23 protein-coding genes and 2 pseudogenes are annotated in these 24,145 nt (G+C 37.3%); 14 read left to right on the forward strand and 11 right to left on the reverse strand.

Going from position 1 to position 24,145, the window contains the following annotated elements; genetic code table 11:
- From J5F42_RS00650 to J5F42_RS00665, 4 genes are read right to left on the reverse strand one after another with little or no spacing between them, the layout of a single operon-like run.
- Positions 1–543 (reverse strand): DUF1882 domain-containing protein, encoded by a 543-nt coding sequence (locus J5F42_RS00650; RefSeq protein WP_000138071.1) that lies wholly within the window; start codon positions 541–543, stop codon positions 1–3.
- 10 nt (positions 544–553) lie between these two features.
- Positions 554–1,804: a serine hydroxymethyltransferase gene (locus J5F42_RS00655; RefSeq protein ID WP_097699212.1), complete on the reverse strand. Its 1,251-nt coding sequence runs from the start codon at positions 1,802–1,804 to the stop codon at positions 554–556.
- Positions 1,804–3,309, reverse strand: coding sequence for a lysine--tRNA ligase (gene lysS, locus J5F42_RS00660; protein WP_283491382.1), 1,506 nt, complete (start codon positions 3,307–3,309; stop codon positions 1,804–1,806). Before lysS ends, J5F42_RS00655 begins: the two co-directional genes overlap by 1 nt.
- 9 nt (positions 3,310–3,318) lie before the next feature.
- A complete protein-coding gene (locus J5F42_RS00665; protein ID WP_001921684.1) occupies positions 3,319–4,020 on the reverse strand; it encodes a CvpA family protein in 702 nt (233 codons plus the stop codon).
- Between the two features lie 224 nt (positions 4,021–4,244).
- Between J5F42_RS00665 and J5F42_RS00670 the strand changes: the two genes are divergently transcribed.
- From J5F42_RS00670 to pseI, 3 genes are read left to right on the forward strand one after another with little or no spacing between them, the layout of a single operon-like run.
- The gene (locus J5F42_RS00670) at positions 4,245–5,516 is read left to right on the forward strand and encodes an apolipoprotein N-acyltransferase (RefSeq protein WP_283491383.1); all 1,272 of its coding nucleotides are present in this window, start codon (positions 4,245–4,247) and stop codon (positions 5,514–5,516) included.
- 2 nt (positions 5,517–5,518) lie between these two features.
- Positions 5,519–6,160, forward strand: a complete 642-nt coding sequence (locus J5F42_RS00675) for an ABC transporter ATP-binding protein (RefSeq protein WP_078216059.1) — start codon at positions 5,519–5,521, stop codon at positions 6,158–6,160.
- Between the two features lie 3 nt (positions 6,161–6,163).
- Positions 6,164–7,186, forward strand: a complete 1,023-nt coding sequence (gene pseI, locus J5F42_RS00680; RefSeq protein ID WP_164538823.1) for a pseudaminic acid synthase — start codon at positions 6,164–6,166, stop codon at positions 7,184–7,186.
- A 77-nt stretch (positions 7,187–7,263) separates the two neighbouring features.
- Here the strand turns inward: pseI and J5F42_RS00685 are convergent, their stop codons facing one another.
- From J5F42_RS00685 to cbf2, 7 genes and pseudogenes are all read right to left on the reverse strand, one after another.
- On the reverse strand, positions 7,264–8,478 hold the full coding sequence (locus J5F42_RS00685; RefSeq protein ID WP_000482614.1) for an LlaJI family restriction endonuclease: 1,215 nt from the start codon (positions 8,476–8,478) through the stop codon (positions 7,264–7,266).
- Entirely contained in the window at positions 8,471–9,820 is a 1,350-nt protein-coding gene (locus tag J5F42_RS00690) for an McrB family protein (RefSeq protein ID WP_097699817.1), read from the reverse strand. Before J5F42_RS00690 ends, J5F42_RS00685 begins: the two co-directional genes overlap by 8 nt.
- Positions 9,795–10,563 (reverse strand): annotated as a pseudogene (locus J5F42_RS07880) (hypothetical protein). The gene J5F42_RS00690 and the pseudogene J5F42_RS07880 overlap by 26 nt, the downstream one beginning before the upstream one ends.
- A complete protein-coding gene (locus J5F42_RS00705; protein WP_000049816.1) occupies positions 10,550–11,794 on the reverse strand; it encodes a DNA cytosine methyltransferase in 1,245 nt (414 codons plus the stop codon). Before J5F42_RS00705 ends, J5F42_RS07880 begins: the two are co-directional and overlap by 14 nt.
- 512 nt (positions 11,795–12,306) lie before the next feature.
- Positions 12,307–12,870 (reverse strand): elongation factor P, encoded by a 564-nt coding sequence (gene efp, locus J5F42_RS00710; RefSeq protein WP_021176142.1) that lies wholly within the window; start codon positions 12,868–12,870, stop codon positions 12,307–12,309.
- A gap of 21 nt (positions 12,871–12,891) precedes the next feature.
- Positions 12,892–13,815: a class II fructose-bisphosphate aldolase gene (locus tag J5F42_RS00715; RefSeq protein WP_000960453.1), complete on the reverse strand. Its 924-nt coding sequence runs from the start codon at positions 13,813–13,815 to the stop codon at positions 12,892–12,894.
- 16 nt (positions 13,816–13,831) lie between these two features.
- On the reverse strand, positions 13,832–14,731 hold the full coding sequence (cbf2, locus tag J5F42_RS00720) for a peptidylprolyl isomerase CBF2 (RefSeq protein ID WP_021176144.1): 900 nt from the start codon (positions 14,729–14,731) through the stop codon (positions 13,832–13,834).
- 147 nt (positions 14,732–14,878) lie between these two features.
- On the opposite strand from cbf2, the pseudogene J5F42_RS00725 reads away from it, so the two are divergent.
- The 11 genes and pseudogenes from J5F42_RS00725 to arsS all read left to right on the forward strand — a co-directional run bounded on the left by J5F42_RS00725 (position 14,879) and on the right by arsS (position 24,104).
- Positions 14,879–15,096: pseudogene (locus J5F42_RS00725) on the forward strand (hypothetical protein).
- Between the two features lie 111 nt (positions 15,097–15,207).
- Positions 15,208–15,936 carry an EI24 domain-containing protein gene (locus J5F42_RS00730; RefSeq protein ID WP_097699696.1) on the forward strand — a complete coding sequence of 243 codons (729 nt, stop codon included), beginning with the start codon at positions 15,208–15,210 and terminating at the stop codon, positions 15,934–15,936.
- Positions 15,930–16,697: a flagellar biosynthetic protein FliR gene (gene fliR / locus J5F42_RS00735; protein ID WP_000883725.1), complete on the forward strand. Its 768-nt coding sequence runs from the start codon at positions 15,930–15,932 to the stop codon at positions 16,695–16,697. The genes J5F42_RS00730 and fliR overlap by 7 nt, the downstream gene beginning before the upstream one ends.
- Positions 16,698–16,706: 9 nt before the next feature.
- A complete protein-coding gene (locus J5F42_RS00740) occupies positions 16,707–17,882 on the forward strand; it encodes a molybdopterin molybdotransferase MoeA (protein WP_097699697.1) in 1,176 nt (391 codons plus the stop codon).
- 60 nt (positions 17,883–17,942) lie between these two features.
- Positions 17,943–19,034 (forward strand): peptide chain release factor 2, encoded by a 1,092-nt coding sequence (prfB, locus tag J5F42_RS00745; RefSeq protein WP_078247452.1) that lies wholly within the window; start codon positions 17,943–17,945, stop codon positions 19,032–19,034.
- A 69-nt stretch (positions 19,035–19,103) separates the two neighbouring features.
- Positions 19,104–19,835 carry a protein phosphatase CheZ gene (gene cheZ / locus J5F42_RS00750; RefSeq protein ID WP_077643254.1) on the forward strand — a complete coding sequence of 244 codons (732 nt, stop codon included), beginning with the start codon at positions 19,104–19,106 and terminating at the stop codon, positions 19,833–19,835.
- Positions 19,836–19,837: 2 nt separating this feature from the next.
- Complete coding sequence (locus J5F42_RS00755; RefSeq protein ID WP_283491385.1) at positions 19,838–21,118, forward strand: peptidase U32 family protein; 1,281 nt, start codon at positions 19,838–19,840, stop codon at positions 21,116–21,118.
- 32 nt (positions 21,119–21,150) lie between these two features.
- Positions 21,151–21,414, forward strand: a complete 264-nt coding sequence (locus J5F42_RS00760) for a tetratricopeptide repeat protein (protein WP_001127843.1) — start codon at positions 21,151–21,153, stop codon at positions 21,412–21,414.
- Positions 21,405–21,884, forward strand: coding sequence for a CiaD-like domain-containing protein (locus J5F42_RS00765; RefSeq protein WP_198973086.1), 480 nt, complete (start codon positions 21,405–21,407; stop codon positions 21,882–21,884). The genes J5F42_RS00760 and J5F42_RS00765 overlap by 10 nt, the downstream gene beginning before the upstream one ends.
- A 235-nt stretch (positions 21,885–22,119) precedes the next feature.
- Positions 22,120–22,797 carry an acid response regulator transcription factor ArsR gene (arsR, locus tag J5F42_RS00770; protein ID WP_000573710.1) on the forward strand — a complete coding sequence of 226 codons (678 nt, stop codon included), beginning with the start codon at positions 22,120–22,122 and terminating at the stop codon, positions 22,795–22,797.
- 23 nt (positions 22,798–22,820) lie between these two features.
- Positions 22,821–24,104: an acid-sensing histidine kinase ArsS gene (gene arsS, locus J5F42_RS00775; RefSeq protein WP_283491386.1), complete on the forward strand. Its 1,284-nt coding sequence runs from the start codon at positions 22,821–22,823 to the stop codon at positions 24,102–24,104.
- Positions 24,105–24,145: the final 41 nt, after the last annotated feature.

Here is a 24,145-nt window from a genome sequence, read left to right on the forward strand (position 1 = left end):
TTATAAATGCTTCGCCCAAGAGCTACCGCGCTCTTTTGCAAACACTTCATAAGGTAAGGCTAAAATATTAAATTCCTTAGGCCATTCATTGCTAGGGAAGACCTTCCATTCTTTAGGCAACCCTTGCGCTAATTTCATAGACAAAGTTTTAACCAGCCTTTCACCCTCGCCTAATTCCGTATGCCCCTTATGCACATACAAATGCAAATGCCCTGGCGTCTTCGTGTTATAAGCGGTAAAATTCATAAAACCTTCCTCACGAAGCAATAACTGCGCCTTATGGTAAAAACGCTCCGGGTTCCTCCCGTTATAATCAAACACGATGTTTTCCACCTTATCGTTACGCAAAATGAGATTGTGCGCGATTTCTATCTCCCTTTTCAAATGCTTTTGAATGAGCGAGCTTGTGAGCATGGCATTCACTCTTTGGAATTTATTATAATAGCAACGCCCCGCATAATCCATTCTCTCCCCCAAGCCTGGTTTTTTTTCAAAATAATGGCTTGTATCTATCTTAATGAGCTTTAATTCCATTTCTGTCATCTTGACTCCCTTAAAAAATGGGTTGGTGGTACACAGGGAATTGACTAGCCATGGCCTTCAATTCTTCTTTCACATGCAATTGCAAACTAACATTATTAATATCATTCAAAATATCTGATATTTTATTCCCTATGATTTCAAATTCTTTAGCTCCCATGCCCCTTGCACTCAATGCCGCTGAGCCAATCCTTATCCCGCTCGTTACAAAAGGGCTGCGCGTTTCGCCAGGAATGGTGTTTTTATTCACGGTGATCCCGGCATTCCCTAATGCAATATCAGCGTCTTTCCCGCTATAAGGCTTATCTAAGAAATCCATTAAAAGCAAATGGTTAGAAGTGCCACCGCTCACTAATTTGTGGTTTTTTTCTTTTAATACTTTAGCCAAAACTTGCATGTTAGATTTCACCAATTTTGCATAAGCTTTAAACTCTGGTTTTAAATTCTCTTTAAACCCCACCGCCTTAGCAGCGATCGCATGCATCAAAGGCCCGCCTTGAGTTCCTGGAAAAATCGCTTTATCAATCTTAGCCGCTATCTCTTCATCATTAGTTAAAATAAGCCCCCCTCTAGGCCCTCTTAAGGTCTTATGAGTGGTGCTTGAAACCACATGGCAATGCGGGAAAGGATGGGCATGCTCACCGGTTACCACAAGCCCCGCCACATGGGCTATATCGCCTAATAGTAACGCCCCCACTTCATCAGCGATTTCTCTAAATTTCTTAAAATCAATTTCCCTTGGATAGGCTGAAAACCCGCACACGATGATTTCTGGCTTAACGCTTTGAGCGATCTTTAATGCTTCTTCATAATCAATATAGCCATCCAAATTCACGCCATAAGAAAAGCTCTGATAATGCTTGCCGGTTAAACTCACTTTAGCGCCATGCGTTAAATGCCCTCCACAGCTTAAATCCATGCCTAAAATCTTGTCATAAGGCTTTAAAAGAGCGTGATAGACAGCGTTATTAGCTTGTGAGCCTGAATGCGCTTGCACGTTAGCGAACTGGCAATTAAAAAGCTTTTTAGCCCTTTCTATGGCCAGGCTTTCTATTTTATCCACCACTTCACAGCCTCCATAATAGCGCTTGTTAGGATAGCCTTCAGCGTATTTGTTGGTTAAAATGCTTCCCATAGCTTCCATAACACTAGGAAAAGTGTAATTCTCGCTCGCTATCATTTCTAAATGCTCATTTTGCCGCTTATATTCTTCAAAGATCAATTCAAAAATTTCACTATCCGTTTGTTCTAAAAAATACGCCATTATTCTCCACTCTCAATATTAAAATCGTTTTTAACAGGACGCATCGCTGGGAATAAAATCACATCTTTAATGCTTTTAGCTCCAGTGAGTAACATCACTAATCGGTCAATGCCTATGCCTTGCCCTGCAGTGGGGGGCATTCCATGGGCTAGGGCCCACACGTAATCTTCATCCATGTATTGGGCTTCTTCATCGCCTTTTTCTTTCTCAGCCACTTGGTTTTTAAAGCGTTCTAATTGATCTAAAGGATCGTTCAACTCGCTAAAGCCGTTGGCGATTTCTTTTCCTGCAATAAATAATTCAAACCTGTCAGCAATATTAGGGTTACTATCGTTGCGTCTGGCTAAAGGGCTAATCTCAATAGGGTATTGGGTTACAAAAGTGGGGTTAATGAGTTGGTATTCTACAAAATGATCAAACGCTTCAGCGAGCAATTTACCATAAGTGAGATTTGGCTCTACTTTGATGCCTTGCTCTAACAAATAAGCCAAAAGCCTGTCTTCTTTTTCTAAAATATCCTTACTAATGCCCCCTATCGTTTCTAAAGCGTCCAAATAGGAAATCACGCTCGTTTGGTTGAAATCCACTTCCATATCGTTATAAATGATTTTTGAATCTAAATTTAAAGTCTTTAGCAAGTAGTCAAACAGCCTCTTACTGAGTTCAATCAAATCTTCATAAGTGTGATACGCCCAATAAAATTCAATCATCGTAAATTCAGGGTTATGGCTGTGATCCATGCCCTCATTTCTGAAATTACGATTGATTTCAAACACCGCTTCAAACCCCCCCACAATCAAGCGTTTGAGGTATAATTCTGGGGCGATTCTCAAATACCTTTCAATTTCTAAAGCGTTATGATAAGTGATGAAAGGCCTTGCGTTCGCCCCGCCAGGAATGGGGTGCATCATGGGGGTTTCCACTTCTAAAAACCCTTCCATTTCAAAGAATTTCCGCACGCTAGAAACAATCAAACTGCGTTTTTTAAACACATCTTTAACGCTAGGATTGACGATTAAATCCAAATAGCGCTGGCGGTAACGCAATTCTATATCGCTTAATCCATGAAACTTTTCAGGTAAAGGCACAATGGTTTTGCTTAAAATATGAAATTCTAGGGCATGAACGCTCAATTCACCGGTTTTGGTAGCAAAAGGGAAACCTTTCACCAACACAATATCGCCCACTTCTAAATGCTTTTTCAGGCTTTTAAATTCATCATTCAATTCATTTTGCGAAACATAAGCTTGCAAAATCGCGCTTTCATCTTCAATTTTAATAAAACAAGCCTTACCCATTAAGCGCAAAAGCTTGACCCTCCCTACAATACTCTCGCATTTTTCTTTGTCTTTAGGCTCTTCTAAGTCCTTAACATAAGCGTATTTTTCTAAAAAAGCGGCGTTGGTGAGGCTTCGTTTCAAGCCATTTTGATAAGGGTTTTTCCCTTCTTCTCTCAAGCTATTGGCTTTATGAATGCGTTGTTGGATGTATTGGTTAGAAAACATGTGATGCCTTTATAGGGGTTCTTTATTAGATGGGGTGGGGTTTGGTGGGGTTTGGTTAGCTTTTGGATCTAACATGTTTTTAGGCAAATCTTTAGCCTTTTCTTTTAAAGATTCCATGCCCTTATCCATCGCTTTATTAAAAGATTCTTTATTTTTATTGAAAGATTCTTTATTTTTGACTTCATCGCTCATTTCTTCAAGGTTGTCTTTAAGGTTTTGCTCCACATGTTTGACGCCATCAAGGCGCATGATCTTACTAGCGACGCTTTTCATAGTAGAAAAAAAAGCACTTTTTTCTTGCAAGTAAGCGTTAGCGTCTTTCATGACTTCCATTTTAGAGAGTGCATAAAGGATGAAAGAAAGCACTAAAAAAGTCTTTAAGCATGAAAAAATAAACCCTAAAGCTTTGTCTATAATGCCTAACCCACTAAAGACTAACACCTTGCCTAGCAACACTCCAAAAGCTAAAAAAAACACCCAAATAGACGCTAACACCAATAAAAAACCAATGAGATTCGTCATGGTTTCATTTCTCAAATCATACAAATGTTCTGAAAATAAATTCCCAACAGCCACAGAATAGCGAGACGCTAAATACACGCCAAGCACAATCCCTAAAGTCCCCGCCACTTCACTCACGAAGCCATGATAAAATCCTCTAATCCCAAAGGCTACCACCACCACAAGTAACGCCAAATCAATATAATTCAAACCCTAAACCCAAACCTTTCTCTCATATATCTCGCATAAAGATAGTGAGCGTTCAAAAACACCCATTACTCTTAAATCATGCCAATTCACGCTCTTTAGACTTGAAATTTGAAAATAATAACACAACTTAAAAAAAACTACCCTTAAAAAAATCAATCTAAAATTCTTAAATTAAAATATAGCTATAATACACTAAAACAATCTCAAGGTTTCAAAATTTAGCCATGCGTCTTCTCCTATTCAATCAAAACGCTTTTTTATTAGCGTGCATGTTTGTTTCAAGCGTGTATGCGAACGCCGTTTTGGACGCTTATGCGATTGAAAACCCTTATATTACTATCACACTCACGAGTCTATTAGCCCCTTTAAGCATGCTGGCGTTTTTAAAAACCCCCAGAAACAGAGCTTTTGCTTTGGGGTTTTTTGTGGGGGCGTTATTGTTTTATTGGTGCGCTTTAAGCTTTCGCTACTCGGATTTCACTTATTTATTGCCCTTAATCATTGTTTTAATAGCGTTAGTTTATGGGGTTTTATTTTATTTGTTACTCTATTTTGAAAACCCCTACTTCAGGCTTTTGAGTTTTTTAGGCTCTAGTTTTATCCACCCTTTTGGATTTGATTGGTTAGTCCCGGATAGCTTTTTTTCTTATAGCGTGTTTAGGGTGGATAAATTATCTTTAGGGCTTGTTTTTTTAGCTTGCGTTTTTTTGAGCGCTAAACCCTTTAAAAAGTATAGGATCATAGCGGTTTTATTGTTGCTTGGTGCGTTGGATTTTCATTTCTTTAAAACAAGCGATTTAAAAGAGGTTGGAAATGTTGAATTAGTCTCTACAAAAACGCCCCAAGATTTGAAATTTGATTCAAACTACCTTAACAATATTGAAAACAACATCCTTAAAGAAATCAAACTCGCTCAAAGCAAGCAAAAAACCTTGATTGTTTTTCCAGAGACCGCCTACCCCATCGCTTTAGAAAATTCCCCCTTTAAAGCGAAGCTAGAAGATTTAAGCGATAAGATCGCCATTTTAATAGGGACATTGCGTGCCCAAGGCTATAGCCTTTATAATAGCTCGTTTTTATTTTCTAAAGAAAGCGTTCAGATCGCTGATAAAGTGATCTTAGCCCCCTTTGGCGAGATAATGCCTTTACCCAAGTTTCTTCAAAAACCCCTTGAAAAGCTCTTTTTTGGCGAGAGCGCTTATTTATACCGCAACGCTTCCAATTTCAGCGATTTTACATTAAATGATTTTACTTTTCGCCCCCTGATTTGCTATGAAGGCACTTCCAAACCCGCTTATTCAAACAGCCCTTCAAAAATTTTTATCGTGATGAGCAATAACGCATGGTTTAGCCCAAGCATTGAACCCACCTTACAAAGAACGCTTTTAAAATACTATGCAAGGCGTTATGATAAAATCATCTTGCACAGCGCGAATTTTTCAACTTCTTACATTTTAAGCCCTAGCTTATTGGGCGATATTCTTTTTAGGAAATGATCATGATTAAAGCGATTAATATTTCTCATGCTTTTGAAAAGCCTCTTTATAATGGCGTGAATTTACACATCAAGCCCAAAGAAAGCCTAGCGATTTTAGGCGTGAGCGGGAGCGGTAAAAGCACGCTTTTAAGCCATTTGGCCACCATGCTAAAACCGGATAGTGGGACGATTAGTTTGTTAGAACACCAGGATATTTACGCTTTAAATCCCAAAAAGCTTTTGGAATTACGGCGCTTAAAAGTGGGCATCGTTTTTCAATCGCATTACCTTTTTAAGGGTTTTAGCGCTTTAGAAAACTTGCAAGTCGCTTCAATCCTAGCCAAGCAAGAAATAAATCATTCCCTTTTAGAACAATTAGGCATAGCCCACACCCTAAAACAAGGCGTGGGTGAATTGAGCGGCGGCCAGCAACAACGCTTAAGCATCGCTAGAGTGCTTTCTAAAAAACCTAAAATCATTATCGCTGATGAACCCACCGGGAATTTAGACACCACTAGCGCTAATCAAGTCATCAGCATGCTGCAAAATTACATTACAGAAAAAGAAGGGGCGTTAGTTTTAGCCACGCATGATGAGCATTTGGCTTTCACTTGCTCTCAAGTCTATCGCTTAGAAAAAGAAGTTTTGATTAAGGAAAAATAAGAAATGTTGCAACGCCCTAAAATTGTCGCTGAATTGAGCGCTAATCATAACCAGGATCTAAACCTAGCCAAAGAAAGCCTTCATGCCATTAAGGAAAGCGGCGCGGATTTTGCCAAGCTCCAAACCTACACGCCAAGCTGCATGACTTTAGATTCTAAAGAAGATCCTTTCATCATTCAAGGCACTTTATGGGATAAAGAAAATCTGTATGAATTGTATCAAAAGGCTTCTACCCCCCTAGAATGGCATGCTGAATTGTTTGAGTTGGCTAAAAAGCTTGATTTAGGCATTTTTAGCTCGCCCTTTAGCTCAAAAGCTTTAGAGCTTTTAGAGAGCCTAGATTGCCCCATGTATAAAATCGCTAGTTTTGAAATCGTTGATTTAGACTTGATTGAAAAGGCCGCTCGCACACAAAAGCCCATTATCCTTTCTAGCGGTATCGCCACACACGCCGAACTGCAAGACGCTATCTCGTTGTGCAAAGGAGTGAATAATTTTGACATCACCCTTTTAAAATGCGTGAGCGCTTATCCTAGTAAAATAGAAGACACTAACTTGTTGAGCATGGTTAAATTAGGCGAAACCTTTGGCGTTAAATTTGGCTTGAGCGATCACACGATTGGCTCTCTTTGCCCCATTTTAGCCACCACTTTAGGGGCGAGCATGATAGAAAAGCATTTCATCTTAAACAAATCCTTACAAACCCCAGACAGCGCTTTTAGCATGGATTTTAACGAATTTAAAAGCATGGTTGAAGCCATCAAGCAAAGCGTTTTAGCCTTAGGCGAAGAAGAGCCAAGAATTAATCCAAAGACTTTAGAGGAGCGAAGATTTTTTGCACGCTCTTTATTTGTCATTAAGGATATTCAAAAAGGCGAAGCATTGACTAGCGATAATATCAAAGCCTTACGCCCCAACCTTGGCTTACACCCTAAATTTTATAAAGAAATTTTAGGTCAAAAGGCGTCAAAATTTTTAAAAGCCAACACCCCTTTAAACGCTGATGATATAGAACGCTCACTGTAGGTTTGTTTTGATTAAAAAATGGAGGTTTTTAATTTTGTTTTGTGGTTTTAGATTTGATTTTTGATTAAAATTTAAAATCATATTTTAGTTTCTTCCACATTTTTTGCTAGTAATTTTAAAAGATCATTGGATTTCTTGTTATAATTTTGCATTAAAAATTTAGTGTCCATTAAAATTCCTTGTATATTTTCATATTGCTTTAGATTGTCTCTCCACTCTCCATTTGCAAAACCTATATTTTCAAGAATATTACCCAATTTTAGCGGATTGTTAAATCTGTTAAAGGGCATTAAAAAGACATTGTAAATCTCTTTTTTTGTTTCTCGTTTTGCCGCATATTCGCCATAAACAATCTGTTTTATGATGGATGTGCTACTAGGCAAATCGCTTGCAACCCCACTTATGCCATATTTATAATATTTTGCATCTAATATGTAAATTTTATCGCCAAACAGCATGATGCTATCTGGTTGCAATGAATAATCAGGGTTTTGATTAGAACGTCGCAAATTCCATTTTGTTTTAGGAAAATAAACTTCTTTATTTTTTATACCAAATGCCTTGTCTATCATTCTTTCCCAAACAACATAAAAATGATATGTTCCAAATTTAAAATCAGTCTTATCCAAAATATTATCATCTTGTAAAAGAATATTTTTCATAGATTGAAAAAGGATTTTCTTGTCATCATTAAAGGTGTTGTTTAGCTTGTTTTCAAGCAGATAAATGCAATAATTTTTATCAGTGGGTAGGTTAAATTTTGATGGCATAAACGAGCTAAACACAAAGCCAAATTTAGAAAACGCTTCATGCACACAATATTTGTTTATAGCTGTTATCAATTCATTTTCATTAATCATTTCCTTTTTAACTTGAAAACGAGTATAAACAAAAGAGTTTTTATTGTTAAAAGTTTGAATAATGGGCCTATTTTTCTTCATCGTTTTGGAAAAATTTATCCTGCCTTTTGCGTTATTTTCATAATAGCTCTTATTTTCTATATAATAACCATGCGATAAAAAATATTCTATGACATTTTTATACGCTATGAGTGGAAAATTTGATCTTATAATCTCATTTTTATTATTTAACAAATTTTCACATACAATTGTTTTATTGTATTCTAAAAGAATAGAAACAAGCTTTTTTACATCTACTCTAATGTTTTTATCATCGCTTATATCAAATCCTAGTGGGAAACAAATTTGCAAGTCATTATTGATGCTTCTAATACCTACAAAATTGTCGTTCAGTTCATTGTCTGTAAAACAGCGCTCTTTTAAATTAAACATTGAATAAAAGTTCTTTTATATCATCGCTAAAAATATCAAATTGGGTTCTACCTTTTTCTCTGGTAAAATTCTTTACAACAGCTTCAAGCGTATTAAATTTTATAGTGTTAAATATTATATTTCTATCAAATTTAAAGACATCGTCCCAAAGGTATTTTATAACTTTATGTGCAAAATTTTCTTTGCTCTTTAGATCATCAATACTTACAAAATAAACGCCAAATCGCTTATCTTCCATAGAACTCAGCCCCTCGTTATTTTGAGCTATTTTTTCATTGATGGTGGTGCAAAATTTTTGCCAAGTTATATCAGTATCTAAAATTTTCATATTTTTAAAATCATCATCAACATTTTCAAAGGAATTTTCAATGAGTTGCATAGAAAATCTGCGCTGAAAAGCAGTATCTAGTGTGAATACATTTTGATCGCTCGTATTCATTGTAGCGACTATCCATAAATTTGACGGGATTCTTATACTTGCATTTTTATCGTTATGGACAATATTTGCAATATCCGTATTATTGATAGCATACTCACTAGAGCCTTTTTTAAAGCCATCTTTGTCATGTTTTAGTCTGTCAAGAAGTTGAAAAATTTCTCCAAATATGGCAGGTGCATTACCACGATTTATTTCATCAATCACCAGAACATGTTTAGTTTGTGGGTTATGATACGCTTTTTTTAGGATGTTTGTAAAAGGTCCAGCTAAAAATTTATAACTGACTATACCGCTATCATCCACACTTGGCATAATCTGTCCCACAAAATCGCTATAAGAATAATCAGGGTGGAACACTATCTTTTCTACCACGCTATTATCATTGCAATAATCTCTTCGTAAAGTATAACTTTTGCCGCTGCCAGGAACACCATAAAGGATGATATTTTTTCCCCCATCTATTCTAACGCTTTCATCTATTTTACCATCATCTAAAGATCTCGTTTCATTCTCGCTAAAAACCAATAAATGCTTGTTATTATTGATTAAGCCATTTAAAACATTGTATCTTGTGTCAGTGGGTAAAATGATTTCTAATGTGTATTTTTTATAAGATATGTGAGTAAAAAGCAGAATATCATCAACATTTAATTCATAGTTTGATCGGTTTTCTTTTATTTTATCAACTTCTGCCCTGATGATTCTCATAATGCCTCCACCAAATCTGGGATCTGTTGTTAAGAGGATGCTAACTTTATCGTTATAGTTAGATAAGATACCACTCATATCTACTTCGTCTTGGTTGTTGGCTTTATCAAAAAAATGCTCTAAAATACCTCTTGTAATACTGATTCGTTTATTATTAATGATTTGATTATCAATTTTCCTTAAATAAACTTTCATTTTTCACCTTTTTAAACATCTCATTTTTTACAAACTCCCCCCACTGCTCTGCCATCGCCTTTGCAAATCCTGGAAATGTTTTACTCCTCCAAATTTGACGCTCTTTGGCTGATTTTGTTTTAGTCAGTCCATCGCTATACCATTTTACTATTTTTTTACCGCTTTTAAATTCTATAAACTCGCCAGGATCAACGATATTTGTATATTTTAAGGGTGGTAAGTTTTTAAGCCACAAACAAGTCTTTTTTGATGTGCTATCGCCAAAGTGGTAAGGTTGGACTATTTGATTGGGCTTTTTGTATCTTGTATTCATTATGCCAATGGGGTTTTCTATTGCAATATAAGGGATTTTTGCTTCCACTAAATCCATAAAGAATTTTGAAGCTTCTTCTCTGTCTTTTGCACGGTTGGGGAATTTGGGGTGGGGTCTTTTTTGTTCTATGGGCAAATCTTTATCTTTAGGGTGTTAATACCACTTCGCTCCACTAACAGCTAAAAAGGTGCAAGGCGGGTGCGCTATCGTCATATCCCATTGCGAAACTTTTGCATGTTTGCCATTTTGCAAAACACCGCCTTTATTTCCAATCACTTCAAAAACATCGCAATTAAAATGCCACTCAGGATGCCCGCCACTACATTCTAATAAATCACAACTATAAGCGTTGAAACCAAGCTTTCTAAATTCATCACACCCTTTGGCTTTCTTCACAAGCTACTAAAATATTTATATTAGTTTTTTTCATCTAAGACCTTTGCCACTGCTAGGGCTATATTTTTGGCAAAATTAACTGGCACTGCATTGCCTATCATTTTAAAACAAGCCGCTTGCGATCCGATAAATTCAAAATCATTAGGGAAAGTCTGCAAAATCGCTGCTTCTCTTATGGTGATTGAGCGGCTTTGATTGGCTTCTGGGTGTATAAACATAAAACCATCTTTTTGCAAATGCACCACTAATGTTGGCGATGGTTTATCCCATTCTAAATTCCTGTATTTGTTATGGTTTGAGACTTTTCCCGTAATCTTAGTGTAAAAGTCAAGCTTTTCTTTTGCAGAAGCGTTATTCATGTTGTTTTCAATCCAAAATTTCATCGCTTTTAAATCTCGTAAATTATTATATCGTGGAAAATTTTGTGTCAAATTATTTGTGCCAATAAGTTCGTGAGAAATGTTTTTATTATTGATTTTTAAGGGCGTTTTGAGTGGTCTAAACTTGGGTAAATGGCCAATAGCGTCTTTAACGCTAAGCGGTGGGTTTTTTGATTTGAGATTGTCTAGATTTTGATAAAATTTGAATAACCATTCTTTATTATCTTTACGAACGCCAAATACAACCACTCGTTTTCTGGTTTGTGGGACTTCATGATCATCGCTAGAATAGATTATCTCTTTCATTTCATTTGGTTTTTTAATTTCATACCCTATTTTTGAAAAAGATTCATAAATCCTATCTTTTACAAATTGATTACCCGGTTTTGCGCTAAGCATGCCAGGAACATTTTCAAACACAAAGCATTGTGGTTGGTAATAATCAACTATTTTAACAAAACTTTCAAAAAGATAATTCCTATAATCATATTTCATAGAGTGTTTATCTTGCACTCTACCCACAAGAGAATAAGCTTGACAAGGAGGACCGCCAAAGATAACATCTATTTTTTTACCACTAATTACGCCATTTAACCCAAATTGGCTAACGCTTTCATCATTATCAGATCCATAAATTTTAAGAGTTTCATCACTCCAAGAGCCATTTATCAATTCATCAGTTTTTTGAATATCAAATTTAATAACTCTTTTTTTTGTTTCTTTTTCACTAATCTTGAAGCGTTTGTTTAAAGCGTTTCTCAGTGTAGCAACCATAGGTTTTTCCCACTCAATGTGGGCTAAAATATTGAATCTATTTGTATTCGCAAAGCCCAATGATAAACCGCCAGCCCCACTAAATAAATCTATGCAATTATATTTGCTCATTTAAACTCTTAACGCCATCATGGTATTGTAAAGTCTGTTTGATATTTTATTTCTTGTTTCATTCTATCCGCCAACTATCTTCTGCTTTAGTATGATTGTAGCAAAATAAATTGGGTCAAAATAATTTAAGTGGATTTTTATATCTATTTCAATAAAACTCGGTGCAAGTCCTTATGTCTAAACTCACACTCTTTTAAATGGGGTAATAAAATTCTCTCTCTTTTATCCCCCTAACCCCCAAAGAATGCTTTTTAAGAGGTTATCCGCTTGATTATATCAATCTTTTATATCAATCTTTTATATCAATCTTTTATATCAATCTCTTATGTTTAATCTTAAAAAATGCCTTTGAATATTTTTATTGACAATCAATAAAAAAGTTAATCCATTTTAAATAATTTTTAACCACAGATTCCACACGCATTTTAAACAAAGCTCAAATAAGGGGCTGATAACACCCCTTATGACAAAAAGGCTGTGTTTAAAAACGCTAACTCAATAAAAAGATAATCTCATTTCACCTTTTCAAGATACTCTTCTGTTTCGGTATTCACCTTAATCGTCTCACCCTCTAAAACATGGAAAGGCACTTGCACGACCACACCGGTTTCTAAAGTCGCTGGTTTTTTGCTCGCGCTGGAAGTATCGCCCTTAAAATTAGGAGCCGTTTCCACAATCTTTAAAGCCACAACTTGCGGCACATCCACTGAAATCGCCTTGTCATTATGCAATAAAACCTGCACTTGCATGCCATCTAGCATCCATTTAGAAGCCTCGCCCACTTGAGAGTCGTTCAAAGCGATTTGCTCATAGCTCTCTATATCCATGAATTGGTATGTATCGCCATCGTGATAAAGGTATTGCATCGTTTTTTCAACTAAATTAGGCTCTTCACACTTATCCCCCGCATGGAAAGTCTTCTCAATCACCTTACCATCTAAAAACGACTTGATTTTCGCGCGCACAAAAGCCGCACCCTTGCCGGGCTTGACATGCTGGTATTCCACGATCCTATAAGGCACACCACCCAATTCAATTTTCAAGCCCTTTTTGAGCTCGCTCATCCCAATTGCCATGTTACACTCTTTCCTTGTTGATTAAATTTTATTAGCGCTGCCCAAAAGTTTCATGCGCTCTTTGACCACATTTTTAAGCGCTAATTGGGCCGGAGAAAAAAACTTCCTCAAATCAAATTGGCTCTTATCTTCATTAGCCACCTTGCGCACTTCCGCAATAAAAGCGATCCTTAAATCCGTATCGGTATTGACCTTATTGATCCCCCCTTTTATAGATTCTTGTAGAAATTCAAAAGGCACGCCCTTAGAACCTTTCAAATCGCCTCCAGCGTCCAAATAAGATTTCCTCACATCATCTGGTATCGCACTCGCTCCATGCAAAACTAAAGGGATATTAGTGAGCCTTTTGACTTCTTGCAAGCGTTCAAAATCCAATTTTGGCTCGCCCTTAAACTTAAACGCTCCATGGCTTGTCCCAATGGCTGGGGCTAAGTAATCCACTTGAGATTCTTTGACAAACCGCTCCGCTTCTTTAGGATTCACTAACACCGCATCTTTTTCATCCACTGAAATATTGTCTTCAATCCCCATTAAACGCCCCAACTCCGCTTCCACGCTCACTCCAGCGTTATGCGCCATTTTGACCACTTTAGAAGTCAATTCCAAATTTTCTTCAAAAGCATGGTGAGACGCGTCAATCATCACAGAAGTGAAGCCCGCTTTCACGGCTTTTTCGCAGCTTTCAAAAGTCGTGCCATGATCTAGGTGTAAGGCTACAGGAATGTGCGGGTAGCGTTCGCACATGATTTTCACCATGCCCACCGCCATATCAATCCCCATGTATTTGATCGCCCCTTCACTCGCTTGAATGAAAAGCGGGGAATTTTCCTCGTTTCCTGCTTCAAAAATAGCGTTTAGCATTTCAAAATTCACGAAATTAAACGCCCCTACCCCATAACCTTCTTTATGGGCTTTCAATAAGATTTCATTGCCTTTAACTAACATGATAACACCTCATCAATTATTTGTTGATAACAATTTTAGCGTGCTTCCTTAATTCCTCGATTCGTTGATTCATGCGTTCTTGGAAAAGCTTTTCTTGTAACATCCCCTTAATGGTGGGTTTAGCTTGCTCATAAGTATAAGTTACAGGGCTATCTTTAGAAATCAAATAGATAATATGATAACCAAACTCTGTTTTAACAGGGGTTTTAGTGTAATCCCCAGGAGTTAAAGCGAAAGCGGCTTTAGAAAAATCCGGAGCCATTTGGTTTTTCTGGAATTTCCCTAAATCACCGCCATTTTGCGCGTTCTTGCTGTTAGGATCAATCGTATCCCGATTGGCTAACTCAATGAATTTGGCTTCTTTTTTAGCCTTTGGCTGTTTGTCAATCTCAGAAATAATCCGTTTAGCCTCATCTTCGGTTTTCACTAAAATATGCCTAGCATGGGCTTCTTGCTTGACAAAAAGCTGATCTTTATTAGCGTTGTAAAAATCTTGCATTTCTTTTTCTGGGATTTGGACTTTTTTCACTTCTTCAGCCTGTTTTTTAGCCCAAAATTCCACTAAAGCCTGTTTTTTAACCGCTTCCATCATCGCTTTAAATTCTGGAGTCTGATTAAGCTTTTCTGCCTTAGCCTCATTTTCTACAAGCGCGGTGCGGATAGCTTGCTCAATCAAGGCTTCTTTTTCTTTCTCTTTAAGCTTGTCAAAATCAAAATTAGGATTTCGTTGCTTAATCATGTCAAAATCGCTTTTGGTGATAGGCCTGCCATCCACTGTCGCTAACACGCCTGCTGAAGAATCAGTCGTTTTTTTCGTGTTATGTGCAGCGTTATTCGCATTATGAGCCGGCTTAGCCATCAAAAACGACGCACTCAACGCGCCCACTAACGCTAAATTTAAGATATTTTTTTTCATTGTGTGTTCTCCACTCTAAACTAATTTTCATCATTAAATTCACATTATAGCAAATTTAAAACAAAATCAGCTATCATGATTATAGAAAACTCACATTGAGGGGTAAGAAATGCTTAAAGTTATTCATTCCATTCAAAGCGGGTAAAAGTGTTCGCCTCAGATGTTGTAATAATATTGATTATCTTTTTTGGTGTTAGTTTTATTCTTTTTGGAAAGGAAAAGAATGTTAAAAAGGATTCAAAAATCCTCGATGCAATTATGAATATAATATTCGTAATTATTGTTGTATGATTCTCTTTCCTTGGTTACCAATGTTATTATTCTATGTATTTGGTTTTTTAGCATTACATGTTATTCCATATTAAAAACTTCTACACTCCTTTAGTCAATCTCATGTTGATAAGCTTACTATATAAGATAAGATTAAGGGACTTTGCACTTAAATATCCCTTAAAAAGTGAGTTTAAAAAAGGCTTATGGTTTTGTTTCTATCCATTTTTAAAAAAAGTTTTAATGATTTTTTAAGTGCTAGAATGCTTTTAATCAATCTTGGCCCTATCCTTTTGAGTTTGGCGTTTTTTGGAGCTATCTTTTACTACAATGGCGAAAACGTTGTGAATTATTGCCAAGCTTTATTACCGCAATCTTTGAATGATTACGCTCATTCTCAAGGCTTTTTTGCTAGTGTGTTCGCTTGGGTTTTTAAAGCGTTGGTGTATTTTCTTATTTTTTGGATTGCGATTCTTTTGAGTTTAGTCATCAATGTTTTTGCGTCTATTTTTTACACCCCTTTAGTGGTCTCTTATTTGCACCAAAAATATTATCCCCATGTCGTTTTAGAAGAATTTGGCTCTATCCTTTTTTCTGTTAAATATTTTTTAAAATCGCTCGCTTTTATGCTTTTATTCTTAGCGGTTTTAACGCCCCTTTATTTCATTCCCTTTATAGGGGTCTTTGGGGTCTTTTTTTCTATAATCGCGCATTTTCTTTTTTTCAAAAACACCATGAGTTTGGATATAGCCAGCATGATTTTTAATCATCAAAGCTATCAAAATTTACTCAAACAGCACCGGTTAAAGCATTATCGTTTCTCGTTTTTTTGCTATCTTTTTTCCTTAATCCCTTTTTTTAATTTTTTTGCCACCTTATTGCAAACCCTAATGCTAGCACACTACTTTTTTATCCTTAAAGAAAAAGAATGCTAGATTTTATTCAAGAGCTTAGCACCCCCCATGTTAGGGATTTTTTCTTGTTGTTTTTAAGGGTTAGCGGCGTGTTATCTTTTTTCCCTTTTTTTGAAAACCATTTAGTGCCTTTATCGGTGCGTGGGGCTTTGAGTTTGTATGTGAGCGCGATTTTTTACCCCACTTTAGAGTTTTCAAACGCCGCTTACACGCCAGAGGGTTTTATTATTGCATGTTTATGCGAGCTGTTTTTAGGGGTGTGCGCGTCTGTCTTTTTACAAATCGTCTTTGCAAGCTTAGTGTTTGCAACCGATAGCATCAGCTTTTCTATGGGACTTACCATGGCGAGCGCGTATGATCCTATTTCAGGATCGCAAAAACCCATTGTGGGGCAAGCCCTTTTGTTGTTAGCAATTTTAATTTTATTGGATTTATCGTTCCACCATCAAATCATTTTGTTTGTGGATCACAGCTTAAGAGCCGTCCCTTTAGGGCAATTTGTCTTTGAGCCAGCGTTGGCTAAAAACATTGTCAAAGCCTTTTCGCATTTGTTTGTCATAGGGTTTTCTATGGCGTTCCCTATTTTATGCTTGGTGTTATTGAGCGATATTATTTTTGGCATGATCATGAAAACCCACCCTCAATTCAACCTGCTCGCTATCGGGTTTCCGGTTAAAATTGCTATCGGGTTTGTGGGCATTATTTTAATCGCTTCGGCTATCATGGGGCGTTTTAAAGAAGAAATCAGCTTGGCCTTTAGTGCCATTAGCAAAATCTTTTAAAGGATAAACATGATTAGTTTTAAAGAAGCTCTAAAAATCCATTCTAGCATTCCCTTAAAACCCTTAGAAATAGAGGTTGTCTCTTTGTTTGAAAGCATAGGGCGCGTTTTGGCAGAAGATATTATTTGCACTCACGCCTTGCCCAAATTCAATCAAAGCGCAATGGATGGCTATGGGTTTAAGATGCAAGATTTAGGCCAAAAAACTCAAGTCATCCAACACATCTTTGCCGGAGATGATGTGAGCACTTTAGAAGTTAAAGAAAATGAATGCGTTAAAATCATGACTGGAGCGATGGTGCCAAAGGGAATAGAAACGATTGTCCCTATAGAATGCATGTTAGAAAGCCATGAAAATTTTGCCCTAGCTCCCAAAGATTTTAAAATTCACGCCAATATCCGTCAAAAGGGCGAGAACGCTTCTTTAAACAGCGTGTTAGTCCCTAAAAATACCCGTTTGAATTATGGCCATATCGCGCTCATTGCCTCTCAAGGATTCAAAGAAATCAAAGCGTTTAGGAAATTAAAAATCGCTCTCTTTAGTAGCGGCGATGAATTAGTGCCTTTAGGGCAAAACGCCCTAGAATGCCAAGTTTATGATGTCAATTCAGTGGGTGTTTTTAACATGCTTAAAAACTACAACACGCATTTTCTAGGGGTTTTAAAAGATGATAAAAATTTACAGCTTAAAATACTTGAATTGCAAGACTATGATGTCATCCTTTCAAGCGCGGGGGTGAGCGTGGGGGATAAAGACTTTTTTAAAGACGCCTTGAAAGAAAAAAACGCCCTTTTTTATTACGAAAAAATCAATCTCAAACCGGGAAAACCGGTAACTTTAGCCCAACTCAATCAAAGCATTATTATAGGCTTACCGGGTAATCCTTTAAGTTGCTTACTGGTTTTACGAGTTTTGATTCTACCCTTATTGGAGCGCTTATCCTTGAATAAAGATTTTAAACTAAACCCCTTTAAGGCTCAAATCAATGCCCCTTTAAAGCTTAATAACAAACGCACGCATTTGATTTTAGGCAACTATTCAAACCACCAATTCATTCCTTACAACAACAACCGCTATGAATCAGGAGCGATTCAAGCCCTTGCACAAGTGGATTCTATCGCTTTAATTGATGAAGGAGTGGGATTGGTTCAAGGCGAAATTGAAATTTTAAGGTTTGAGAATTAAAATGGCCTCTAACAATGCTATAATGGCAAGTTCAAAACCCCACTCATAAAGGTTCTGTTTGTGGATAACTACACCTATAGCGAATTGTTAAAAAGCCTGCAAAACAAATGCGATAATATCGCCTTAATCATCAAGCCTGAAAAGATCAAACAGGAATTAGAACGCATTGAAAAAGAGCAAGAAGACCCTAATTTTTGGCAAGATGTCTTAAAGGCTAGAGACACTAATAAAGAGAAAGTACGCTTAAACCGCTTGCTAGAAACCTATCAAAAAATGAAAAATTCTTTAGATGAAAGCGTAGAATTGTTTGAACTCGCTCAAAACGATAACGATGAGGTTACTTTATCCTTGCTCTATGAAGAGGCTCCTACTTTAGAACACAGCGTGCAAAAAGTGGAAATTGAAATCATGCTAAGCGGTGAAAACGACGCTTCAAACGCTATTATCACCATTCAGCCTGGAGCGGGGGGGACTGAAAGCCAGGATTGGGCGAGTATTTTGTATCGCATGTATTTGAGGTGGGCAGAAAGAAGAGGCTTTAAAAGCGAGATTTTAGACTATCAAGATGGCGAAGAAGCGGGCATTAAAGGGGTCGCCTTTATCATTAAGGGCGAAAACGCTTATGGCTATTTGAAAAATGAAAATGGGGTGCATAGGCTTGTAAGGATTTCACCCTTTGATGCGAACGCCAAACGGCACACGAGTTTTGCGAGCGTGCAAATTAGCCCTGAATTAGACGATGATATTGATATAGAAATTGATGAAAAAGATGTCCGTTATGATTATTACAGAGCCAGTGGGGCAGGCGGTCAGCATGTCAATAAAACAGAAAGCGCGGTTAGAATCACGCATTTCCCTACCGGTATTGTGGTGCAATGCCAAAACGACAGGAGCCAGCATAAAAACAAAGCGAGTGCGTTAAAAATGCTTAAATCCAAGCTTTATGAATTGGAATTAGAAAAGCAACAAAGCAGCGCCAAAAATGAAGAAAAAAGCGAGATCGGTTGGGGGCATCAAATAAGAAGCTATGTTTTAGCCCCCTACCAGCAAGTCAAAGACGCGCGCTCCAATATTGCTTATAGCAATGTGGAAGCGATTTTAGACGGCGATATTGATGCGATTTTAGAGGGCGTTTTGATTGCTAAAGCTTAAGTGCGCTAAAATGATAGCCGATAAATTATGGTTACTATAAAACGCTTTTTAAACGCATAAGGAACAACAATGACACAAGAAGAATTAGACGCTTTGATGAGTGGTGGCGATTTAGAAAACTTGGAAGCCTTAGAAACCAAAGAGGAGGCTAAAGAAGGAACTAAAGAAGAGCCTAAAGAGAGTAAAGAGAATTCCGGTTCTAGTGAAAAAATGACCGTCAAAAAAGAGGACGCTGAAAAATACGGCAAGATTAGCCCCAATGAATGGCCGCCCCCTCCCCCCACTGAAGAGCATAAGGTCGTGCATCAATTAGACGATGTTACAAGAGATTCTGAAGTGAAAGCCACGCAAATTTTTGATCAATTGGATCTGATTGGGGCTAGCGCTGAAAAGATCGCTAAAATGGTTAAAAAAATCCAAGAACCTTTGCAAAAACACCAAGAAATTTTTGAAAATTTGCATGGTCATTTCCCCCATGTTGAATCTTTTAAAACCGCGCTCAATGAGCAACAAGAAATCCTAAACGCCCTTAAGAGCATTGAAGAAGAGGCCACCAATTGCTCTGATAGCTCCATGCAAGCGATGGATATTATGCAGTTTCAAGACATCCACCGCCAAAAAATTGAGCGAGTGGTTAATGTCATGCGAGCGCTCAGCCAATACATGAATTCGCTTTTTGAGGGCAAAATTGATGATTCTAAGCGCGTGAGTTCAGCGACTTTTATCACCGGCGATGACGACAAAGATTTAGCCAGTGCTGATGATATTGAAGCTTTGATCGCTTCTTTTGGAGCCAAGTAGTTTTGAATCAAGTTGAATTACTCTCTCCAGCCGGTAATTTAAAGAAACTTAAAATCGCTCTCAACTATGGGGCTGATGCGGTTTATGGGGGGGTGAGCCATTTTTCTTTACGCAATCGCGCTAGCAAGGAATTTACTTTAGAGACCTTTAAAGAAGGGATTGACTACGCCCATGCGTTGGATAAAAAAGTCTATGCGACCATCAATGGTTTCCCTTTCAATTCACAGCTCAAACTTTTAGAAGAACATCTTTATAAAATGGCAGAGCTAAAACCAGACGCTTTCATTATCGCTGCACCTGGTGTCATCAAGCTCGCTTCAAAAATCGCCCCGCATATTCCTATCCATTTATCCACGCAAGCGAATGTCTTAAATTTGCTCGATGCGCAAGTGTTTTATGATTTAGGGGTTAAACGCATCGTGTGCGCTAGGGAATTGAGCCTGAATGATGCGATTGGAATTAAAAAAGCCCTACCCGATTTGGAATTAGAAATCTTTGTGCATGGGAGCATGTGCTTTGCCTTTTCAGGGCGTTGCTTGATTTCGGCTTTACAAAAGGGACGCGTGCCTAATAGAGGGAGTTGCGCGAACGATTGCCGGTTTGATTATGAATATTATGTGAAAAACCCTGATAACGGCGTGATGATGAGGTTGGTTGAAGAAGAGGGCGTAGGCACGCATATTTTTAACGCTAAAGACTTGAATCTCTCTAGTCATATCGCTGAAATTTTAAGTTCCAACGCCATTAGCGCGCTTAAGATTGAAGGGCGTACCAAGTCCAGTTACTACGCCGCGCAAACCACGCGCATCTATCGTTTAGCGGTTGATGATTTTTACCATAACACCTTAAAGCCGAGTTTTTATGCTAGCGAATTGAACACGCTTAAAAACAGGGGTTTTACCGACGGCTATTTGATGCGAAGGCCTTTTGAAAGGCTAGACACTCAAAACCACCAGACAGCCATTAGCGAAGGGGATTTTCAAGTCAATGGTGAAATAACAGAAGACGGGTGCTTTTTTGCATGCAAATTCACCACCACCACTAACATAGCTTATGAAATCATCGCTCCCAAAAATGCCGCTATCACGCCCGTAGTCAATGAAATTGGCAAGATCTATACCTTTGACAAACGCTCTTATTTAGTGTTGTATAAAATCCTTTTAGAAAATAACACCGAATTAGAAACTATCCATAGCGGGAACGTGAATCTGGTGCGGCTGCCTGTGCCTTTACCGGCTTTTAGTTTTTTGCGCACCCAAGTAGAGTCTAAAAATGGCGTTTAGAGATTAGGTATTACAAACGATTAAGAGAACGCATGCCCTTAGAAACTATCACGCTCGCTCGTATTTATGAAGAACAAGGGTTTTTTGAAGAAGCGTTGCAAATTTATACTAATATTTTAAACAAAACCCCTGACCATACAGAGGCGTTAAAACAAATAAAGCGTTTGGAAAAAATCCAAAAAAATTGTGCTCCTTTCAAACACGACGCAATACTAGAGCGGCACTATTTGAATTTTATCAAAGGGGATTTTTTGAGCGTTGAAAATTTAGAACAATGGCTGGTAGAATGGAATTGAAAAACATTATTTCAGAAACCCTTAATGAAATTGAAAAAATGGCTAAAACGATTGATAATAACTTTGATGCGGCGCAAAAAACGCCCTCTTTTTTCAAAACACCCCCTTATTTGCAAAACGCCAAAAACGCTGAAACGCCACCAATGAGTAACACGGAGTCAAAAAACGCCACCAAAATAGAAACGCAAGAAAAAATCACAGAAGAAAATACAGAAGAAAGAGAAGAAGAAGCACAAGAAATCATTACAGAAGAAATCGTGCAAGAAAACCCCACGCAAGTGTTAATTCCAAACGAAAGGGTTTTTTTAAAAAACTTACTAGAAAGAACCTTAGTGTTATTGAAAGGCATGCAAGCTTTAGAAGAAAAAGACGCACTGAAGCGTTTGGATTTAGTGGCGCGTTTCTTGCAATACCAATTGAGCGTGCTTGAAAAACGATTAGAATCTTTAGAGCGAGAAAACACAGAGTGAAAAACGATCAAAGGAATTTTTTAAAAACATTAAAAAATAAGGCTTTGATTTTCAATATTCCATGAAAACAAAGCCTTAAATTTCTATTAATAACTATGATAATGTTTTGAATTTTTATTTTTAAGACATCTTTAAGGTATCTTTAGTAATAAAATGCTAAAATCAAGCCCTTAAAACATTAACAGAGTTAATCGTTTTTAAAGTTGCAGAAATCATTGAAGGAGTTAATTGAAGTATGATAGAAGTTTTAATGATAGAAGATGATATAGAATTAGCCGAATTTTTGAGCGAGTTTTTGCTCCAACATGGCATTCATGTAACCAATTACGATGAGCCATATACCGGCATTAGTGCGGCTAACACACAAAATTATGATTTGTTGTTGTTGGATTTAACTTTGCCTAATTTAGACGGGCTTGAAGTGTGTAGGCGCATTTCCAAACAAAAACATATCCCTATTATTATTTCTTCAGCGAGAAGCGATGTGGAAGATAAGATTAAAGCGCTGGATTATGGGGCTGATGACTACCTCCCTAAACCCTATGATCCTAAAGAATTATTGGCTCGTATCCAATCCTTACTCAGGCGTTCTCATAAAAAAGAAGAAGTGAGTGAGCCAGGCGATGCGAATATTTTTAGGGTGGATAAGGATAGCCGAGAAGTGTATATGCATGAAAAAAAGCTAGACTTAACTAGGGCTGAATATGAAATCCTTTCGCTTCTCATTAGCAAAAAAGGTTATGTGTTTAGCCGTGAAAGCATTGCGATTGAAAGCGAGAGCATCAACCCTGAAAGCTCTAATAAGAGCATTGACGTGATCATTGGTCGTTTGCGATCTAAGATTGAAAAAAATCCTAAGCAACCGCAATATATCATCTCTGTTAGAGGGATTGGTTATAAATTAGAATACTGATTCTAATAAGGAGTTAAGGGGTTTTGCGTTTCTCTATCTTTTTTAAGGTTGTCGCTTTGTTTGTGGTAACGCTCTTTAGTTTTGGAGCGTTCGCTTATTATTTTGTGTCTTCTCAAATCAGTCACGAAAACTATCAAAACGAAATGCGCCATTACCAGTTTGTTACCACTATCAATGAAATTTTAAATAACTACTCTGATTATACAGCCATAGAAGATTACCTCTATAAAATCGGTTTTAGAGAAACCACGATAGAAAATTTAGAAAAGGTTTTAGCCAAAAGACGCCACCAGTTGCACCACAGAAATATTGGGTATGCTGAAGTGTTTAAATTCAGCGATATGGTTTTTATCCTTTTAAAAAAGGATGAGCATTTTGTGCTTTATAAAGATTTGCATTCGGTTTCTTATAGGAATTATTTCTTAGCGATTACGGTGGGTTTATTATTGATTTTATTCCTCTTTTTATTTGTTTTGCAGAGTTTGTTGCCCTTAAGAGAGTTAAGATCCCAAGTGAAACGCTTCGCTCAAGGGGATAAAAGCGTGAGTTGTAAAAGCAAGCAAAAAGATGAAATAGGGGATCTGGCTAACGAATTTGACAATTGCATTCTAAAAATCAATGCGATGAATGAATCTCGGGTTTTATTTTTGCGCTCTATCATGCATGAATTGCGCACCCCTATCACTAAGGGCAAGATACTAAGCTCTATGCTCAAAGAAGAATTGCCACAAAAGCGCTTCGTTTCCATTTTTGATCACTTAAACACGCTGATTGAGCAATTTGCCCGCATTGAGCAGCTCGCTTCCAAAAATTATGGGAGCAATAAAGAAAAATTTTTAATGAGCGATTTGATCGATAAAATTGAAAAAATGCTTTTGATTGATGAGGATAAAGAAAGCCCTATCCATGTGTCCTCTTCCAATTACATTATTGAAGCGGATTTTGAATTGTTTGCTATAGCGTTAAAAAACATGATAGACAATGCAATCAAATACAGCGATGACAAACAGGTGTTTTTGGATTTCATCGGCAATAATTTAGTGGTGTCCAATAAAAGCAAACCTTTAAAAGAAGATTTTGAAAAGTATTTGCAACCCTACTTTAAATCTTCTAACCCCAGCCAAGCCCATGGTTTTGGGTTAGGCATGTATATCATTAAAAACGCTTTAGAGGCTATGGGGTTGAATTTGAGCTATCATTATAGCAATGGAAGAATTTGTTTCACTATCCATGATTGCGTTTTTAATAGTTTTTACGATTTAGAAGAGGATAACGAAGAGCTACCCCCCCCCCCCCCGAAAATTTGAAAGAGATGAGCGGAATGAAGGGGGTAGAAAAAGCCAATTGT

Origin of the sequence: Helicobacter pylori (assembly GCF_030062585.1) — a bacterium.
Taxonomy (GTDB): Bacteria; Campylobacterota; Campylobacteria; order Campylobacterales; family Helicobacteraceae; genus Helicobacter; species Helicobacter pylori_CN.

Excerpts from the sequence above, each read along its gene's own strand:
- J5F42_RS00650 (WP_000138071.1), bottom strand. The coding sequence starts at position 543 with ATGACAGAAATGGAATTAAAGCTCATTAAGATAGATACAAGCCATTAT.
- J5F42_RS00760 (WP_001127843.1), top strand. The coding sequence starts at position 21,151 with ATGCCCTTAGAAACTATCACGCTCGCTCGTATTTATGAAGAACAAGGG.
- cbf2 (WP_021176144.1), bottom strand. The coding sequence starts at position 14,731 with ATGAAAAAAAATATCTTAAATTTAGCGTTAGTGGGCGCGTTGAGTGCG.
- efp (WP_021176142.1), bottom strand. The coding sequence starts at position 12,870 with ATGGCAATTGGGATGAGCGAGCTCAAAAAGGGCTTGAAAATTGAATTG.
- cheZ (WP_077643254.1), top strand. The coding sequence starts at position 19,104 with ATGACACAAGAAGAATTAGACGCTTTGATGAGTGGTGGCGATTTAGAA.
- J5F42_RS00670 (WP_283491383.1), top strand. The coding sequence starts at position 4,245 with ATGCGTCTTCTCCTATTCAATCAAAACGCTTTTTTATTAGCGTGCATG.
- J5F42_RS00690 (WP_097699817.1), bottom strand. The coding sequence starts at position 9,820 with ATGAAAGTTTATTTAAGGAAAATTGATAATCAAATCATTAATAATAAA.
- J5F42_RS00675 (WP_078216059.1), top strand. The coding sequence starts at position 5,519 with ATGATTAAAGCGATTAATATTTCTCATGCTTTTGAAAAGCCTCTTTAT.
- fliR (WP_000883725.1), top strand. The coding sequence starts at position 15,930 with ATGCTAGATTTTATTCAAGAGCTTAGCACCCCCCATGTTAGGGATTTT.
- J5F42_RS00765 (WP_198973086.1), top strand. The coding sequence starts at position 21,405 with ATGGAATTGAAAAACATTATTTCAGAAACCCTTAATGAAATTGAAAAA.
- J5F42_RS00715 (WP_000960453.1), bottom strand. The coding sequence starts at position 13,815 with ATGTTAGTTAAAGGCAATGAAATCTTATTGAAAGCCCATAAAGAAGGT.
- J5F42_RS00730 (WP_097699696.1), top strand. The coding sequence starts at position 15,208 with ATGGTTTTGTTTCTATCCATTTTTAAAAAAAGTTTTAATGATTTTTTA.
- lysS (WP_283491382.1), bottom strand. The coding sequence starts at position 3,309 with ATGTTTTCTAACCAATACATCCAACAACGCATTCATAAAGCCAATAGC.
- pseI (WP_164538823.1), top strand. The coding sequence starts at position 6,164 with ATGTTGCAACGCCCTAAAATTGTCGCTGAATTGAGCGCTAATCATAAC.
- J5F42_RS00740 (WP_097699697.1), top strand. The coding sequence starts at position 16,707 with ATGATTAGTTTTAAAGAAGCTCTAAAAATCCATTCTAGCATTCCCTTA.
- J5F42_RS00655 (WP_097699212.1), bottom strand. The coding sequence starts at position 1,804 with ATGGCGTATTTTTTAGAACAAACGGATAGTGAAATTTTTGAATTGATC.
- arsR (WP_000573710.1), top strand. The coding sequence starts at position 22,120 with ATGATAGAAGTTTTAATGATAGAAGATGATATAGAATTAGCCGAATTT.
- J5F42_RS00705 (WP_000049816.1), bottom strand. The coding sequence starts at position 11,794 with ATGAGCAAATATAATTGCATAGATTTATTTAGTGGGGCTGGCGGTTTA.
- J5F42_RS00685 (WP_000482614.1), bottom strand. The coding sequence starts at position 8,478 with ATGTTTAATTTAAAAGAGCGCTGTTTTACAGACAATGAACTGAACGAC.